Annotated in this window: 16 protein-coding genes; 5 read left to right on the forward strand and 11 right to left on the reverse strand. The window is 61.1% G+C overall.

The window, feature by feature from the left end:
* The first annotated feature begins 98 nt into the window (after positions 1 to 98).
* Positions 99 to 1136, forward strand: coding sequence for an L-glyceraldehyde 3-phosphate reductase (gene mgrA, locus P2T68_RS02365; protein WP_024072792.1), 1038 nt, complete (start codon positions 99 to 101; stop codon positions 1134 to 1136).
* 67 nt (positions 1137 to 1203) lie between these two features.
* On the opposite strand, the gene tauD is transcribed toward mgrA, so the two are convergent.
* The 7 genes from tauD to P2T68_RS02400 all read right to left on the reverse strand — a co-directional run bounded on the left by tauD (position 1204) and on the right by P2T68_RS02400 (position 9536).
* Complete coding sequence (gene tauD / locus P2T68_RS02370) at positions 1204 to 2040, reverse strand: taurine dioxygenase (RefSeq protein ID WP_277378977.1); 837 nt, start codon at positions 2038 to 2040, stop codon at positions 1204 to 1206.
* A gap of 11 nt (positions 2041 to 2051) precedes the next feature.
* The gene (gene tauC / locus P2T68_RS02375; RefSeq protein WP_102625251.1) at positions 2052 to 2888 is read right to left on the reverse strand and encodes a taurine ABC transporter permease TauC; all 837 of its coding nucleotides are present in this window, start codon (positions 2886 to 2888) and stop codon (positions 2052 to 2054) included.
* Complete coding sequence (tauB, locus tag P2T68_RS02380; RefSeq protein WP_277378978.1) at positions 2885 to 3664, reverse strand: taurine ABC transporter ATP-binding subunit; 780 nt, start codon at positions 3662 to 3664, stop codon at positions 2885 to 2887. Before tauB ends, tauC begins: the two co-directional genes overlap by 4 nt.
* 18 nt (positions 3665 to 3682) lie before the next feature.
* Entirely contained in the window at positions 3683 to 4660 is a 978-nt protein-coding gene (tauA, locus tag P2T68_RS02385; protein WP_024072796.1) for a taurine ABC transporter substrate-binding protein, read from the reverse strand.
* A gap of 370 nt (positions 4661 to 5030) precedes the next feature.
* Positions 5031 to 6614 carry a glutamate--cysteine ligase gene (gshA, locus tag P2T68_RS02390; RefSeq protein WP_277378979.1) on the reverse strand — a complete coding sequence of 528 codons (1584 nt, stop codon included), beginning with the start codon at positions 6612 to 6614 and terminating at the stop codon, positions 5031 to 5033.
* Positions 6615 to 6828: 214 nt separating this feature from the next.
* Positions 6829 to 7212 (reverse strand): PaaI family thioesterase, encoded by a 384-nt coding sequence (locus P2T68_RS02395; RefSeq protein ID WP_024072798.1) that lies wholly within the window; start codon positions 7210 to 7212, stop codon positions 6829 to 6831.
* Positions 7212 to 9536, reverse strand: a complete 2325-nt coding sequence (locus tag P2T68_RS02400) for a Tex family protein (RefSeq protein WP_024072799.1) — start codon at positions 9534 to 9536, stop codon at positions 7212 to 7214. Before P2T68_RS02400 ends, P2T68_RS02395 begins: the two co-directional genes overlap by 1 nt.
* Positions 9537 to 9894: 358 nt before the next feature.
* On the opposite strand from P2T68_RS02400, the gene ompR reads away from it, so the two are divergent.
* Positions 9895 to 10635, forward strand: a complete 741-nt coding sequence (ompR, locus tag P2T68_RS02405; RefSeq protein WP_024072800.1) for a two-component system response regulator OmpR — start codon at positions 9895 to 9897, stop codon at positions 10633 to 10635.
* A gap of 117 nt (positions 10636 to 10752) precedes the next feature.
* Complete coding sequence (locus P2T68_RS02410) at positions 10753 to 12066, forward strand: ATP-binding protein (protein ID WP_024072801.1); 1314 nt, start codon at positions 10753 to 10755, stop codon at positions 12064 to 12066.
* A 76-nt stretch (positions 12067 to 12142) separates the two neighbouring features.
* Here P2T68_RS02410 and rimK read toward each other — a convergent pair whose 3' ends face one another.
* From rimK to P2T68_RS02425, 3 genes are read right to left on the reverse strand one after another with little or no spacing between them, the layout of a single operon-like run.
* Positions 12143 to 13048, reverse strand: coding sequence for a 30S ribosomal protein S6--L-glutamate ligase (gene rimK / locus P2T68_RS02415; protein ID WP_024072802.1), 906 nt, complete (start codon positions 13046 to 13048; stop codon positions 12143 to 12145).
* Positions 13045 to 13509 (reverse strand): ATP-dependent zinc protease, encoded by a 465-nt coding sequence (locus P2T68_RS02420; protein ID WP_172831368.1) that lies wholly within the window; start codon positions 13507 to 13509, stop codon positions 13045 to 13047. Before P2T68_RS02420 ends, rimK begins: the two co-directional genes overlap by 4 nt.
* A gap of 31 nt (positions 13510 to 13540) precedes the next feature.
* The gene (locus P2T68_RS02425) at positions 13541 to 14320 is read right to left on the reverse strand and encodes an EAL domain-containing protein (protein ID WP_024072804.1); all 780 of its coding nucleotides are present in this window, start codon (positions 14318 to 14320) and stop codon (positions 13541 to 13543) included.
* 116 nt (positions 14321 to 14436) lie between these two features.
* On the opposite strand from P2T68_RS02425, the gene P2T68_RS02430 reads away from it, so the two are divergent.
* Entirely contained in the window at positions 14437 to 14844 is a 408-nt protein-coding gene (locus P2T68_RS02430) for a S4 domain-containing protein (protein ID WP_024072805.1), read from the forward strand.
* Between the two features lie 49 nt (positions 14845 to 14893).
* On the opposite strand, the gene P2T68_RS02435 is transcribed toward P2T68_RS02430, so the two are convergent.
* Entirely contained in the window at positions 14894 to 15697 is an 804-nt protein-coding gene (locus tag P2T68_RS02435; protein WP_150055341.1) for a phosphatase PAP2 family protein, read from the reverse strand.
* 126 nt (positions 15698 to 15823) lie between these two features.
* Here P2T68_RS02435 and hslO point away from each other — a divergent pair, with 126 nt between their 5' ends.
* Complete coding sequence (gene hslO, locus P2T68_RS02440; RefSeq protein ID WP_024072807.1) at positions 15824 to 16726, forward strand: Hsp33 family molecular chaperone HslO; 903 nt, start codon at positions 15824 to 15826, stop codon at positions 16724 to 16726.
* Positions 16727 to 16745 lie beyond the last annotated feature (19 nt).

Raw genomic sequence — 16745 nt, forward strand, 5'->3', positions numbered from 1 at the left:
TAAAACGGAAAGGCAGACTTAAGCGATTCAGCTGGTTAAAAGGCCTGGGAATATCGTTATTCCCAGGCCTTATTTGCCTACGTCCAAGAGAGGATTCGATGACTTACATTGCTGCCGAAAACCGCTATGAATCTATCCCGTATCGCCGCGTAGGCCGCAGTGGACTGGTGCTGCCGGCACTGTCCCTGGGCCTGTGGCACAACTTTGGCGACAGCACCCCGATCGACACACAACGCGCCCTGTTGCGCACCGCGTTCGACCTTGGGATCAACCACTTCGACCTGGCCAACAACTACGGCCCACCCTACGGCAGCGCCGAGATCAACTTCGGCCGTTTGCTGCGCGAAGACTTCAAGCACTACCGCGACGAATTGATCATCTCCAGCAAAGCCGGTTGGGACATGTGGCCGGGCCCTTACGGCCAGGGCGGCGGCTCGCGCAAATATGTGCTGGCAAGCCTGGACCAGAGCCTGCAACGCCTGGGCGTCGACTACGTGGATATTTTCTACTCCCACCGCTTCGACGCCGACACCCCCCTGGAAGAAACCGCCAGCGCCCTCGCCACCGCCGTGCAACAGGGCAAGGCGCTGTACATCGGTATCTCTTCTTACTCCGGTGTGAAAACCCGCGAAATCGCCGCCCTGCTCAAAGAGTGGAAAGTACCGCTGCTGATCCACCAACCGGCCTATAACCTGCTTAACCGCTGGGTGGAAAAAGACCTGCTGGACACCACCGAAGAACTCGGCGCCGGGGTGATCGCATTCACGCCGCTGGCCCAGGGCCTGCTCACCGACAAGTACCTCAACGGCGTGCCGGCCGACGCCCGGGTCAACCGTCCGGGTGGCGGTTCGTTGCAGGCCAAGCACCTGTCTGAAACCAACATCGCCCACGTACGTGCACTGAACGAAATCGCCCAGCGCCGTGGCCAAAGCCTGGCGCAACTGGCGCTGGCCTGGACCTTGCGTGACCCTCGGGTGACCAGCGCGCTGATCGGTGCAAGCCGGCCGGAGCAGATCATCGAGAACGTCGGGGCGTTGAAGAACTTGAGCTTCACCGCCGAGGAACTGGCGGAGATCGATCGGTTTGCGCAGGAAGGTGGGATCAACTTGTGGGAAAAGCCATCCAGCGCTGAATAACCCGGCTGCACTGGGTCAATGAGGGAGGGGGCAAGCCCCCTCCTTCATTTGATTTTCAGTGTGGCGACTAGAACGGCACATCCCCAAGAATCGTCGCCCGATGCATCACCCGCCGTTGCGGCCGGTAGTCATCCACCGCGTAATGCTGGGTTACGCGGTTATCCCAGAACGCCACGTCATTTTCCTGCCAGCGCCAGCGAATGGTGAACTCCGGGCGGGTCGCATGGGCGAACAACAGCTTGAGGATCGCCTCGCTTTCAGCAGGCTCAAGCTCATTGATCCTGGTGGTGAACCCCTCACTGACGAACAGCGACTTGCGCCCACTCACCGGATGCGTGCGCACCACAGGGTGTGACAGCGGTGGGTTCTTCTTGCGGGTTTCTTCCCAGCGCGCCAGGTCTTCGGCGGTGTTGCCGAAGCGCTCCAGCGGGAAGGACTTGATGAAGTCATGGGTTGCCGTCAGCCCGTTGAGCAGCACTTTCAACGGCCCCGACAACGCCTCGTACGCGGCAATGCCACTGGCCCACAACGTGTCGCCACCAAACGCGGGCAGCTGCTTGGCACTCAACACCGCGCCGAGGGCAGGGGTGGGCAGGAAGGTCACGTCGGTGTGCCATACGGCATTGTCGCGTACGTCGGTGACGGCGGTGTCGAGGATCAGCACTTCGGGCTGTTCCGGCACGTTGGGGTAGATCGGGTGGATGTGCAGGTCGCCGAAATTCGCCGCAAACCGCGCCTGTTGCTGCGGCGTGATCGGCTGGTCGCGGAAGAACAGCACGGAGTGGGTGAGCAACGCCTGTTCGATGGCGTCGCGTTGTTCGATGTTCAGCGGTTGGGTGATATCCACGCCACTGATCTGGGCGCCCAGGGCGGTGCTCAATGGGGTAACGGTCAGGCTGCTCATGCTGTTCTCACTTAATGTGCCTGGCCGTGCCATGGCACTAATTTACGCTGCAGGGCGCGCAGGCCCATTTCCATGGCGAAGGCGATCAGTGCGATCACCAGAATGCCAAGCACCACCACATCGGTGACCAGGAATTGCGCCGCTGACTGCACCATGAAACCCAGGCCGCTGGTGGCGGCGATCAACTCGGCGGCGACCAGGGTCGACCAGCCCACCCCTAAACCAATGCGCACGCCGGTGAGAATGTCCGGCAGCGCGCTGGGCAGGATCACATGGCGGATCAACTGCGCGCGGGTGGCGCCCAATGATTGCGCGGCGCGCAGCTTGGCCGGGTCGACGGTGCGCACACCGGTCGCGGTGGCGATGGCGATCGGCGCAAAGATCGCCAGGTAAATCAGCAACACCTTGGACAGCTCGCCGATACCACACCAGATCACGATCAACGGCAGGTAGGCCAGGGGCGGAATCGGCCGGTAGAACTCGATCAGCGGGTCGAGAATGCCGCGGGCAATGCGGTTGGAACCGATGGCAATACCCACGGGCACGGCGGTCAACACCGCAAAGCCCAAGCCCAGGCCGATACGGCTGAGGCTCGCGCCCAGGTGCTGCCACAGAGTGGAATCCATGTAGCCGGAGGTCGCCAGCAACCAGCCCTTTTGCAGCACGGCGGATGGCGGCGGCAGGAACAGCGGTTCGATCAAGCCCGTGGCGGTCACCGCCCACCAGATCGCAAGCAAGGCGACCAGGGTCAGCAGGCTGATCCAGCGTGTGCTCAAGCTGCGACGCGCGGGGATAACCACGTGCGCTACCGGCTTTGCAGCGGTGGCGGGGAGTTCGTAGCTGCTCATGCGGACACCTGCCGTTGCGAGAACACTTTGCCCAGCACGTGTTCGCGGGTTTCGATAAAGCGTGGGTCGGACTTGATCGCACGCGCCGATTCACCGGCCGCGTAGCGCTGGCCGAAGTCCAGGTGCAGGCGCTCGACGATCTGACCTGGGTTGGGCGCCAGCAGGATCAGGTCGGTGGCAAGGAACACGGCCTCTTCGATGTCATGGGTAATCAGGAAGGTCGGCTTGGCCGTGCGCTTCCAGACTTGCAGCAACAGCTCCTGCATCTGCTCGCGGGTGAAGGCATCGAGGGCGCCGAAGGGTTCGTCCATCAGCAATACGCGAGGATCTGCCGCCAGGGCGCGAGCCAGTCCCACGCGCTGTTTCTGCCCGCCTGACAGTTGCCAGATGCGGCGGCTGTCAAAACCGGCCAGGTCCACCAGCGCGAGCATTTCCCGCGCACGGGCTTCGCGTTGCGCCTTGGGCACGCCGGCCAGCTCAAGGCCGAAACCGACGTTGGCCAGCACGTCCTGCCAGGGCAGCAGGGCGTCGTCCTGGAACACCACGCCGCGTTCGGCGCTGGGGCCTTTGACCGGTATGCCATCGAGGGTGATGCGCCCGGCAGAAGGTTCGACAAAGCCGGCGATCAGGTTCAACAGCGAAGTCTTGCCACTGCCGGACGGGCCGAGGGCCACCAGCAATTGCTGAGGCCCAAGGTTCAGTGAAATGTCAGCCAGTACCGGTTCTGTGGCGCCTGGGTACTGTGCGCTGATGCGCTCCAGTTGTAGCAAGGCCATCGCGATGAACTCCTTGAATCAGTGGGTGATGAACTTGGCGCTGACGTAAGGGGCGTAGTCCGGCAGCACGGCCTCGACCTTGCCTTGTTCCTTGAGGAACGCGGCGGTGTCGGTCACCGCTTTGGTGGTCGGTGCGCCCAGCAAGGTCACCTGGTCAGCGGCCAGCGGGTAGACGTTGCCTTGCAGCAGCAACGGGATGTCGCTGGCCTTGGCGCCGGAGAGTTTCACCAGCTTGTCGACGTTGCCTTTGTCGGCCAGCCAGGCTTGTGGGTCTTTGCGGTACTCGGCGTAGGCATCGAGCGTGACTTTGGCGAACGCGCTGACGATTTCCGGGTGTTTCTCGGCAAAGTCCTTACGCACGATCCACGCATCGAAGGTGGGCGCACCGAACTTGGCCAGTTCGCCGGAGGTGATCAGCACCTTGCCGTTTTCCTTGGCTACGCCCAGGGCTGGGTCCCACACGTAGGTGGCGTCGATATCACCGCGCTTCCAGGCGGCGATGATTGCCGGTGGTGCGAGGTTGAGGATGGTGACTTTCGACGGGTCGATATTCCAATGCTTCAACGCGGCCAACAGGCTGTAGTGGCCGGTGGATACGAACGGTACCGCGACTTTCTTGCCGATCAGGTCCTGGGGGCCGTTGATCCCGGAACCGTTGCGCGCCACCAGGGCTTCGGCACCGCCGATCTGGGTGGCGACGAGGAAGGTTTCCACTGGCACTTTGCGGGTGATCGCAGCGGTCAGTGGGCTGGAACCGAGGTAGCCGATTTGCACATCGCCGGAGGCGATGGCGGCGATGATATCGGCGCCGTTGTCGAATTTGCGCCAGTCGATCTTGGCGTGGGTGGCTTTTTCATAAGCACCGTCGGCCTGGGCGACTTTGGCCGGGTCCACGGTGGTCTGGTAGGCGATGGTCACATCCGCCGCCTGGGCAAACAGGCTGGCACCGGCCAGGGACAACGCCGCCAAGAGGCGCAGAGGGGTAAGCAGTTTCAAGGGGAAGCTCCTCAATCAAGCGGCCGAGGGTCGGCATGTGAGGAGACTAAATGATCTAAGAATCCGAAAATAAATAACATTTTCGAATTAGCTTATGTGGAGAAAAGTTGAGGCTGATCTTGAGATTGAAGAAGGCAAATGTGGGAGGGGGCAAGCCCGAATGCCAGTCAGTTAAGGCTTTTTTGTAGGAGCGAGGGGGACGCCTAGTTCTTGCTCGCGAAAAACCTCAACGATAACGCGTGTGTCCTGAATGAACGCGGCGCCTGTGAGTTTTTCGCGAGCAAGAACTAGGCGTCCCCCTCGCTCCTACAGAAGGCGATTTACGCTGGCATTAGGGCAAGCCCCCTGCCACAGGGGACCGAGTAGGTTCTTAGTTGCTGATGGCGAGGATGCTCGCCTGGTACGACCCGACAAACACATCAAAGTCGCCCACTTCGTTCTGCTCCAGTTCCGCCTGTTGTGCCAGCGACGTGCGCGCCAGTTCTTCAAAGCGCGCCTGCTCAGCAGCTGGCAGTGGCTCCTGGCGGAAATGCTCGGCATGCACCTCGCTTTGGTGCAGGGAGAACTGCGCGAAGCTTTCCTTGCGTTCGGCCATCGCCGCCAGCACTTGGGCCGAGGGGGTCAGCGACGGGTCGTTGACCTTGGCCAACTGAGCGTCCAGCGCCTGGCTGTGCTCGGTGATGCCGTGGCTTTCATCAAGCAGGGCTGCCAGGGGCGCGATCTGCTCCAGCAACTCGGTGGCCCATTCCTTCATGTCCACGGCCTGGCCCTTGCGCTGCAATTGCAGGCCGGGGCGGCGGCCTTCCTTGACCACGCTGAGGAAGTTGGAGGTGGCGTTGCCGCACTCGTTGTTGGCGAACAACGGGCTGTCGTTCAGCGCGCAATACAACAGGAAGGCGTCGAGGAAGCGCGACTCCGGCAGGTCGATGCCCATCGGCAGGAACGGGTTGATGTCCAGGCAACGCACTTCGATGTACTGGATGCCGCGCGCCATCAGGGCCTGGATCGGCCGCTCGCCGGTGTAGGTCACGCGCTTGGGGCGGATGTTGGAGTAGTACTCGTTTTCGATCTGCAGGATGTTGGTGTTGAGCTGAAACCATTCACCATCCTTGTGGGTGCCGATTTCGACGTAGGGCGCGTAGGGCGTTGCGACTGCCTTGCGCAGGCTGTCGGTGTAGCTGGCGAGGTCGTTGTAGCACGGCGTCAGGCCGGCTTGGGCGTTGCTCTGGTAACCCAGGTCGCTCATGCGCAGGCTGGTGGCGTACGGCAGGTACAGGGTGTCGGCATCCAGCACTTCCAACTGGTGCGAGCGCCCGCGCAGGAAGCCGGCGTCCAGGGCCGGCGAGGCGCCGAACAGGTACATCAGCAGCCAGCTGTAGCGGCGGAAGTTACGGATCAGCGCGATATAGGCGTCGGACTGGTAGTCGCGGTCGGTGCCAACAAAACCTTCGGTTTCCTTGAGCAGTGGCCACAGCTGTTCCGGCAACGAGAAGTTGTAGTGAATCCCGGCGATGCATTGCATGGTCTTGCCGTAACGCAAGGCCAGGCCCTTGCGGTACACATACTTGAGCTGGCCGATATTGGAGGTGCCGTAGTAGGCAATCGGAATATCTTCCTCGGCCGGCAACGGGCACGGCATCGAGGGGCTCCACAGGTATTCGCTGCCGAGCTTGGAATAAGCGAAGCGATGGATCTTGTCCAGGCTGCTCAGGGTATCGGCCGGGTTGGGCAGGGCTGGTGTAATGAACTCCAGCAGCGATTCCGAGTAGTCGGTGGTGATCTGCTCATGGGTCAACGCGGCGCCCAGGGCTTCGGGGTGCGGGGTTTGCGCCAGGCGTCCCTCACTGGTGACACGCAGGCATTCGCGCTCGATGCCATGCAGGCAATGCTCTAGCAGGGAGAGGTGTTCGCGCTTGCCGAGCAGGGCCAGGCGGCGGTTGAGAAGTTCGCTCAAGTTGGATTCCTTCACGCGTCAGTCGCCCCAATATGGGGGTGGGCAGGACGGTCTACAAGGGTGAAGTTAAAACTGGCGTTATCGCCTGGTTTTGAGTCGATTTGACTCGCTTTGAAAAAGCCTACTTCACTCCATGAATTGGGCTATAGCGCAGCAAGAAAATTCCGACGCCGTTATCGCAGCGCCGAAATTAACTCAAATCGAGGGTGGGGAGCTATAGGACAGCGAAGGTGCCTTGCGCTTTTGCGACAAGTCTTTCGTCCTGGTACACGTCAGCCTCGACCACCAGCGTGCGACGGCCTGCGTGGATCACTCGGGAGGTGCACAGCACATCACCGTCTTCCACGGCGCGGATGTAGTTGATCTTGCACTCGATGGTCGCGCTCTGCTGGTCGAAACCATGGGAGCTGGAGCACGCCAGCCCCATGGTGATGTCCACCAGGCTGAAAATCGCCCCGCCATGGAGCTTGCCTGCTCGGTTGCGCAAGTGCGGCTCCAGGGTCAGGGCCACCTCGGCAACGCCTGGCTCCAGGCGTTGCAGGCGGCAGCCGATCAGCTCGCTGAACGCGCTCTGGGTCAAGCCGGCTGGGATCTCCATCAGCGCTTCTTCAACTGCTTGGCATTGGCGAACAGCGAAGCCATGGCGTTGTTGGCCGGGGCGGCGGTCGCGGTTTCCTTGCGCGGCGCGTTGTTCTGCGACGGCCGGGGGGCCGAGCCTGGGCGTGCGCCACGTGCGCCGTCGATTTTCTCGCCGGGGGTGTCGCTCATGCGCATCGACAGGCCGACGCGTTTGCGCGGGATGTCGACTTCCATGACCTTGACCTTGACCACATCACCGGCTTTCACCGCTTCGCGCGGGTCCTTGATGAACTTCTCCGAAAGTGCAGAGATATGCACCAAGCCGTCCTGATGCACGCCGATGTCCACGAAGGCACCGAAGTTGGTCACGTTGGTCACCACGCCTTCGAGGATCATGCCCAGTTGCAGGTCCTTGAGGTCTTCGACGCCGTCCTGGAACTCGGCGGTCTTGAACTCGGGACGCGGGTCGCGGCCAGGTTTCTCCAACTCTTGCAGGATGTCGGTGATGGTCGGTACGCCGAAGGTTTCATCGGTGTACTTCTTAGGGTCCAGGCGCTTGAGGAATGCGGCATCGCCGATCAGCGAACGGATATCGCGGTCGGTCTCGGCGGCAATGCGCTGGACCAGCGGGTAGGCTTCCGGGTGGACCGCCGAGGCGTCCAGTGGGTTGTCGCCGTTCATGACGCGCAGGAAGCCGGCGGCCTGTTCGAAGGTTTTTTCACCCAGGCGGGCGACTTTTTTCAGCGCGGCGCGGGTCTTGAACGCACCGTTTTCGTCGCGATGGGTCACGATGTTCTGTGCCAGGGTGGCGTTGAGCCCGGAGATACGCGCCAGCAGTGCGACGGAGGCGGTGTTCACGTCCACGCCCACGGCGTTCACGCAGTCTTCCACGACCGCATCCAGGCCGCGCGCCAGTTTCAGCTGCGACACGTCGTGCTGGTACTGGCCGACGCCGATGGATTTAGGGTCGATCTTCACCAGCTCGGCCAACGGATCCTGCAGGCGACGGGCGATGGACACGGCGCCACGGATCGACACATCGAGGTCCGGGAATTCCTTGGACGCCAGCTCCGACGCCGAATACACCGACGCACCGGCTTCGGAAACCATCACCTTGGTCATCTTCATTGCTGGGTATTTTTTGATCAGTTCGGCGGCCAGCTTGTCGGTTTCACGGCTGGCGGTGCCGTTGCCGATGGCGATCAGGTCCACGGCGTGCTTGGCGCACAGGGCGGCCAGGATCGCGAGGGTCTGGTCCCACTTGTTGTGCGGTACGTGGGGGTACACGGTGGCGTGGTCCAGCAACTTGCCGGTGGCGTCGACCACGGCGACCTTGCAGCCGGTGCGCAGGCCCGGGTCGAGGCCCAGTGTGGCGCGCGGGCCGGCCGGGGCGGCCAGCAGCAGGTCATGCAGGTTGTGGGCGAATACGTTGATCGCCTCGGTTTCGGCGCCATCGCGCAGCTCGCCGAGCAGGTCGGTTTCCAGGTGGGTGTAGAGCTTGACCTTCCAGGTCCAGCGCACCACTTCACCGAGCCACTTGTCGGCAGGACGGTTCTGGTTCTGGATGCCGAATTGCTGGCCGATCATGCCTTCGCACGGGTGCATGGTGCCGGGCAGTTCGTCGCCGACTTTCAGCGCGGAGCTGAGAATGCCTTCGTTGCGGCCGCGGAAAATCGCCAGGGCGCGGTGGGACGGCATGCTTTTCAGCGGTTCGTCGTGTTCGAAATAGTCGCGGAACTTGGCGCCTTCTTCCTCTTTGCCGGCGATGACGCGGGCGCTGAGGGTGGCTTCCTGTTTCAGGTAATTGCGCAGTTTTTCCAGCAGGTTGGCGTCTTCGGCGAAACGCTCCATCAGGATGTACTTGGCGCCTTCGAGGGCGGCCTTCACATCGGCGACGCCTTTTTCGGCGTTGATGAAGCGCGCGGCTTCGGTCTCCGGGGTCAGCGACGGGTCGTTGAACAGGCCGTCGGCCAGCTCGCCCAGGCCGGCCTCCAGGGCGATCTGGCCCTTGGTGCGGCGCTTCTGTTTGTAGGGCAGGTAAAGGTCTTCGAGGCGGGTCTTGGTGTCGGCGAGCTTGATGTCGCGTTCCAATTGCGGGGTCAACTTGCCCTGTTCCTCGATGCTGGCGAGGATACTGATGCGCCGTTCGTCGAGTTCTCGCAGGTAGCGCAGGCGTTCTTCCAAGTGTCGCAACTGGATGTCGTCGAGGCTGCCGGTCACTTCTTTTCGGTAACGGGCGATGAAGGGCACCGTGGAGCCTTCATCCAGTAGAGCGACGGCCGCTTCGACCTGTTGTGGGCGTACGCCGAGTTCTTCGGCGATGCGGCTATTGATGCTGTCCATAAAACCACCTGAAATTCTTAGAAGCAGCTCGCAGGCCCGGAAAACAAGGCCTTGCGAGGCTGGTTGAGCGGCCCGACTGGCGCCGCTGCCTGGGTCAAGAGGCTGCCTATTGACCCTCGAAATCGAAAAAATCACGACAAGCGGGTGAAAAAAGCCCGGCAGTAAGCGGTAACGATCTGACGTTGCCCTGCACGAAGGCGCCGCATTATAACCAGCGTTCTGCCCTTGGGGGGTACTGCGCCAAATGTGAGGCAGGGCACGGGTTCGCTGGCGGTAGAGGAAAAATCTGCTAACAATGCACACGGTGCGTATAACGGCAGCTACGCCATAATGCGCGCCGAGATAAGAGGAGCATCCAATGAGCAGCACTGCACAAACTGCTGAAGGCGAAAAAATTCTCATCGTTGACGACGATCCGGGGCTGAGCAGCCTGCTGGAGCGCTTTTTCAACTCCAAGGGCTATCGTGCCCGCGCGGTACCGAATACCGAGCAGATGGACCGCCTGCTGGGGCGTGAAGTGTTCAACCTGGTCGTACTCGACCTGATGTTGCCTGGCGAAGACGGCCTCACCGCCTGCAAACGCCTGCGCAGCGCAAACAACCAGATTCCCATCATCATGCTGACTGCCAAGGGTGATGAGCTGAGCCGCATCAAGGGCCTGGAACTGGGCGCTGATGACTATCTGGCCAAACCGTTCAACCCTGACGAGTTGATGCTGCGGGTCAAGGCCGTATTGCGTCGCCAGGCACCTTCGGTACCGGGTGCTCCGGGCAGTGAAGACGAAAGCGTCACCTTTGGCGACTACGAGCTGTCCCTGGCCACCCGTGAACTCAAGCGTGGTGACGAAGTTCACATGCTGACTACCGGTGAATTCGCCGTGCTCAAGGCCCTGGTGATGAACGCGCGCCAGCCGCTGACGCGCGACAAGCTGATGAACCTGGCCCGTGGCCGTGAGTGGGATGCCCTGGAACGCTCCATCGACGTGCAGATTTCCCGTCTGCGCCGGATGATCGAGCCGGACCCATCCAAGCCGCGGTATATCCAGACGGTATGGGGTGTGGGTTACGTGTTCGTGCCGGATGGCACCGCAACCAAGTGACCAATGATTTGCAGGGGCGGGTATCCTGGCGATTGGCCCGATGAGGGTCGACGGGATACCCGGCGTCTGCAATTCTGCGAGCGCTGCTCGTTCCTGCAAGGTGTCTAGCTGTCTTCTATGAAAACCCCGCTGTGGTTCCCCCAAAGTTTTTTCTCCCGCACCCTTTGGCTGGTGCTGATCGTCGTTCTGTTCTCCAAGGCACTGACGCTGGTTTATCTATTGATGAACGAGGACGTGCTGGTGGATCGACAATACAGCCACGGCGTTGCACTGACATTGCGTGCCTATTGGGCCGCCGATCCCGAGAACCGCGAGAAGATCGCCAAGGCGGCCACCCTCGTGCGCGTCGCCGGCGCGGGTGTGCCGGAGGGAGAACAGCATTGGCCCTACAGTGAAATCTACCAGCGCCAGATGCAGGCGGAGCTGGGTGAAGACACCGAGGTTCGGTTGCGTATGCACGTTTCTCCAGCGTTGTGGGTGCGCGCGCCGAGCCTGGGTGAAGACTGGTTGAAAGTACCGCTGTACCCGCACCCACTGCGGGGACAGAAGATCTGGAACGTGTTGGGCTGGTTCCTGGCCATCGGCCTGCTCTCGACGGCGTCGGCGTGGATCTTTGTGCGTCAGCTCAACCAGCCTCTCAAACGCCTGGTATTTGCCGCCCGCCAGCTGGGGCAGGGGCGCAGCGTGCGCCTGCCGGTCAGCGATACTCCCAGCGAGATGACCGAGGTGTATGGCGCGTTCAACCAGATGGCGGAGGACGTCGAACAGGCCGGGCGCGAACGCGAGCTCATGCTGGCGGGGGTATCCCATGACTTGCGTACGCCGTTGACGCGATTGCGCTTGTCCCTGGAGCTGATGGGCAACCATACCGACCTGACCGATGACATGGTGCGCGATATCGAGGATATGGACGCGATTCTCGACCAGTTCCTGGCGTTTATCCGCGATGGCCGTGATGAAGTCGTGGAAGAAGTCGACCTCACCGACCTGGTGCGCGAGGTGGTGGCGCCCTACAACCAGAATGGCGAACAGGTGCGTATGCGTCTGGAGCCGATCCAGCCGTTCGCGTTGCGCCGGGTTTCCATGAAGCGCCTGTTGAACAACCTGATCGGAAACGCCTTGCACCACGCCGGTTCCGATGTGGAAGTAGCGGCATATGTGTCCGGCGACAGCGCAGCGCCTTATGTGGTGCTGAGCGTGATGGACCGAGGAGCGGGTATCGACCCTGCGGAGCTGGAAGGCATCTTCAACCCGTTCACCCGTGGCGACCGTGCCCGGGGTGGCAAGGGCACCGGTTTAGGCTTGGCGATTGTGCGGCGGATTGCGTCGATGCATGGCGGTAACGTCGAACTGCGTAACCGTGAGGGCGGCGGTCTGGAGGCGCGGGTGCGCTTGCCGCTGGGGCTGATGTTGCCCAGGGACGCTGTCTAGCAAACAACCCAGAGCAAAATAGGGGAGGGGCGGCCCCTCCCGTATTGGGTTATAGATTGCGTCAGGGGCGGTAGTGCTAGCCCTTGCCTTTGGTCCTGGTCATATTCGGCCCGCCACTCTTCTCCAAGTGCTGAATGATGATCCCCGCCACATCCTTGCCGGTGGTGGTCTCGATCCCTTCCAGGCCCGGCGATGAGTTCACCTCCATCACCAGCGGCCCGTGATTGGAGCGCAAGATATCCACGCCTGCCACGCTCAACCCCATGACCTTGGCCGCCCGTAGCGCGGTCATGCGCTCTTCCGGGGTGATCTTGATCAGGCTGGCGCTGCCGCCCCGGTGCAGGTTGGAGCGGAACTCACCCGGCTTGGCCTGGCGCTTCATTGCTGCAATCACCTTGTCGCCCACCACGAAGCAGCGGATATCCGCACCGCCGGCTTCCTTGATGTACTCCTGCACCATGATGTTCTGCTTGAGGCCCATGAAGGCTTCGATCACCGACTCGGCCGCCGTCGCGGTTTCGCACAGCACCACACCGATACCCTGGGTACCTTCGAGCACCTTGATCACCAGCGGTGCACCGTTGACCATTTCGATCAGGTCGGGGATATCGTCGGGGGAGTGGGCAAACCCGGTGACCGGCAGGCCGATACCGCGACGCGAAAGCAGTTGCAGGGAACGCAGCTTGTCCCGCGAGCGCGCGATGGCGACCGATTCATTGAGCGGGTACACCCCCATCATTTCAAACTGGCGCAACACGGCGCAGCCATAGAACGTTACCGAGGCGCCAATACGTGGGATCACCGCATCGAATCCCTCCAGCGGCTTGCCGCGGTAGTGAATCTGCGGCTTGTGGCTGGCAATGTTCATGTAGGCACGCAACGTGTCGATCACCACCATTTCATGGCCACGCTCGGTGCCGGCCTCGACCAGGCGGCGGGTGGAATACAGACGCGGGTTTCGCGACAGCACAGCAATCTTCATGCAGCACCTGGGGTAGAAATTGTAGAGACCGGGAACACCGGCTTGTCTTGAACGTACTTGACGCCGGGATTGACCACCAGGTGGCCGTCAATCAGCGCCTTGGAGCCCAGCAGCAGGCGGTAACGCATGGCCTTGCGGCAGGCCAGGGTGAACTCAACTCGCCACACCCGATCACCCAATGCCAAGGTGGTGCTGATCACGTAGCGCACCTGCGCATGGCCGTTGGAGCTCTTGATGGTTTTCATCGTCACCAGGGGCGCTTCGCAGCGGCGGTGGCGCAGTTGTACAACGCTGCCCAGGTGCGCGGTAAAGCGCACCCACTTCTCACCGTCACGCTCAAAAGGCTCGATGTCGGTGGCGTGCAGGCTTGAGGTGCTGGCACCGGTGTCGATCTTGGCGCGCAGGCCAGCCACTCCCAGGTCGGGAAGTGCTACCCACTCACGCAGACCCACAACGGTCAAATGGTCAAATGTCTTCAATATGGGTAACCGGTCAATTCGCCCAAGCCTTCGGTGTAACCTCGGCCAGGGCTTTGAATGCGGGTTTGGCGAACCAGTATCCCTGCATCAGAAATATTCCGCAGTCGGACAGGAAGTCACGCTCCCCGGCACTTTCGATGCCTTCGGCGATGACAGTAACCCCCAACTGCTCACAGATTGTGACAATCCCCTGGACGATGACCTGCCGGACACGATCCTGGTCGACATCGCGAATCAGCGCCATGTCGAGTTTGATCAGGTCAGGTTGGAAATCAGCCAGCAGATTCAGCCCCGAATAGCCCGCGCCGAAATCGTCGATGGCGGTCATGAAGCCGAATTCGCGGTATTCACGCAGAATATTGGTCAAATGGCGATAGTTATCTACATGCTCGCTTTCCAGTGTCTCGAAAATCAGCTGGTTCAGTGGAAAGTTATGTGCCCGGGCTGCCTCCAGGGTGCTGCGAATGCACAGCTCGGGCCGATAGACGGCGTTGGGCATGAAGTTGATGGACAGTCGGGTTTGCATGCCCAGTGCCGCGGCACCGGCAATCGCCAGGGTGCGGCAGCGCTGGTCGAAACGGTAGCGGTTGCTATCGTTGATCTGCTCCAGCACTGACAGCGCCCCTTCGCCATGGGTGCCGCGCACCAGGGCCTCGTGGGCAAAGATCGAATGGTCACGCAGGTCTACGATAGGCTGGTAGGCGAAAGCGAAATCAAAGCCCAGGGGTTCGCTTTGCTGGCACCCCACGCAGCGTTGATCAGGCGAGGTGAGTGAAGTCGGGAATTCGGTCACAGGATATCCTCGCGTAAACAAGTTACTACCTGGCGTATCTTAGGTGAGCCTGGGGGTTTATGCGTCGAAGGGTTTCAACGGTAAAGTTGCGACATTTTTCAGAGCGAGGAATTCAAGTGGCTCAAAAGCAGGAAGAGGAAGAAAAAGTCCGTCTGGACAAATGGTTGTGGGCGGCGCGTTTCTTTAAAACGCGTGCCCTGGCCAAGGCCGCTATCGAGAGCGGCAAGGTGCATCATCGCGGCGAGCGCTGCAAACCGGGCAAGGAGCCGCGGATCGGCGATGAGTTGCAGGTTCGTATAGGTTTTGAAGAAAAGACCGTCGTGGTCCAGGCCCTTTCCACCGTTCGCCGTGGTGCGCCCGAAGCGCAAGCGCTGTATGTCGAAACGGAAGCCAGCATCGCCAAGCGCGAAAATGCGGCGGCCATGCGCAAGGCAGGTGCCACCGGCATGACCACCGATGGCAAGCCGAGCAAGAAGCAGCGCCGCGACCTGTTCAAGTTTCGCGGCAGTGGCAATGATGATTAACCTTGTCGAACGGTGGCGGGCTTGTTGTGGCAAGCCCGCTCGCCGCAGGCTAATGCGTTGCCCTTACGACACTGAGTCGACCGATCAGCGGCACTCGCTGAAACAGGCCGAACAGCGGCGCCGTCACGTGTAGCAAAGCGCCCGACACCTTCGCCGCAAACGGGGTGTAATACCCCCACCCCAGCGCCAGCAACGCCAGCAGCACGCCGCCGATGTAATCGTCCTGGCCCCAGTGCGCCCCCGCCACCAGGCGCGGCATCATGAACAACAGCGCCAGGCCCCAGATCACCAGTACCTGGCCAACCCGCCTAGCGAACACGGTCATGAACATCCCCCAGATCAGCAACACCGAAGCATGGTCCCCCGGGAAGCTCTGGCTCGAACGGTCTTTCAGCTCCCAGGTCTTCTCCAGGCCAGGGAACAAGTCGCTCATTTGAATGGCGCCGCTGATGACCATCGACGGGCTGCTGTGTTGCCAGCCCATCTGTGCCGCGAGTTTGGAAAACAGCATGCGGATGAACAGCAACAGCAGCAGAATGCCGACAAATCCTAACGTCGCCTGGCGCACCTGCGCGGCCTTGAATACCCAGTCACCGCGAATCAGCAACGTCAGCAAGATAACCCCGACCACCGCATCAAACGGCCGCAGACTGGCTACGGCCCACGTGTGCAGCCAGGTCGGGCTGGTCGCCAACGGGTCATTGAGCAGGTGAAACAGCCACTCGTCGAAAATCACACACAGCATCTGGCCCGTGGGCCACAGCCAAAAAACCAGCAGTCCGATAGCGAGTAGATTGCAAAGAGCCCATCGCCGGAGGTTCCACTTGGCTTGGAACAAACCCGGATTGTTCATAAACTGTCCCTCTTCGCTCTATATAAGCTCTCTGTTGCCAGGAGAAAACCGCACCAATTTGGTGCTAAAGCGTTTAATTTTATAAACCTTGTCATCAATTTGTCATCAATTCAGATACCCAGACCTATGACTGATTTACCGGATACCGACTTCACCCAACGCTTCATCTTCGACGAGATCGACGCCCGCGGCGAACTGGTCTCGCTGGAGCGCAGCTATGCCGAAGTCCTTGCCAAGCACCCCTATCCGGAGCCGGTCGCGCAACTGCTCGGTGAGTTGATGGCGGCGGCTTCGCTGCTGGTAGGCACCATGAAATTCGATGGTTTGCTGATTCTTCAGGCGCGGTCCGAAGGCCCTGTTCCGATGCTGATGATCGAATGTTCCAGCGAGCGGGAAATCCGTGGCCTGGCCCGTTACGACGCCGACTTGATCGCCCCGGACGCGACCCTGTCCGACCTGATGGCCAACGGCGTGCTGGCAATCACCGTTGACCCCACCGAAGGCCAGCGCTACCAGGGCATCGTCGACCTCGACGGCGAAACCCTGTCGGATTGCTTCACCAACTATTTCGTGATGTCCCAGCAAGTCGGCACCAAGTTCTGGCTCAACGCCGACGGCATGTGTGCCCGTGGCCTGTTGTTGCAACAATTGCCGGCCGACCGCATCAAGGACGACGATGAGCGCACCGACAGCTGGCGCAAGCTGACCGCCCTGGCGGGCACCCTCACCGCTGAAGAGCTGCTGGCCCTGGATAACGAAACCATCCTGCATCGCCTCTACCACGAAGAGGCTGTACGCCTGTTCGATGCACAGTCCCTGCGCTTCAATTGCAGCTGTTCGCGCGAGCGTTCGGCCAATGCGCTGGTCAGCCTGGGCCTGGAAGATGCGCAGGCATTGGTGGTGGAGCACGGTGGAAATATCGAGATCGATTGCCAGTTCTGCAACGAGCGCTACCTGTTCGATGCTGCCGATGTGGCTCAATTGTTCGCCGGGGCGGGCATTGATACCCCTTCCGATACCCGCCACTAAAACGTTTAAGTACAGGTAA

The sequence above is a fragment of the Pseudomonas sp. G11 genome (assembly GCF_029457515.1).
GTDB lineage: Bacteria > Pseudomonadota > Gammaproteobacteria > Pseudomonadales > Pseudomonadaceae > Aquipseudomonas > Aquipseudomonas gorinensis.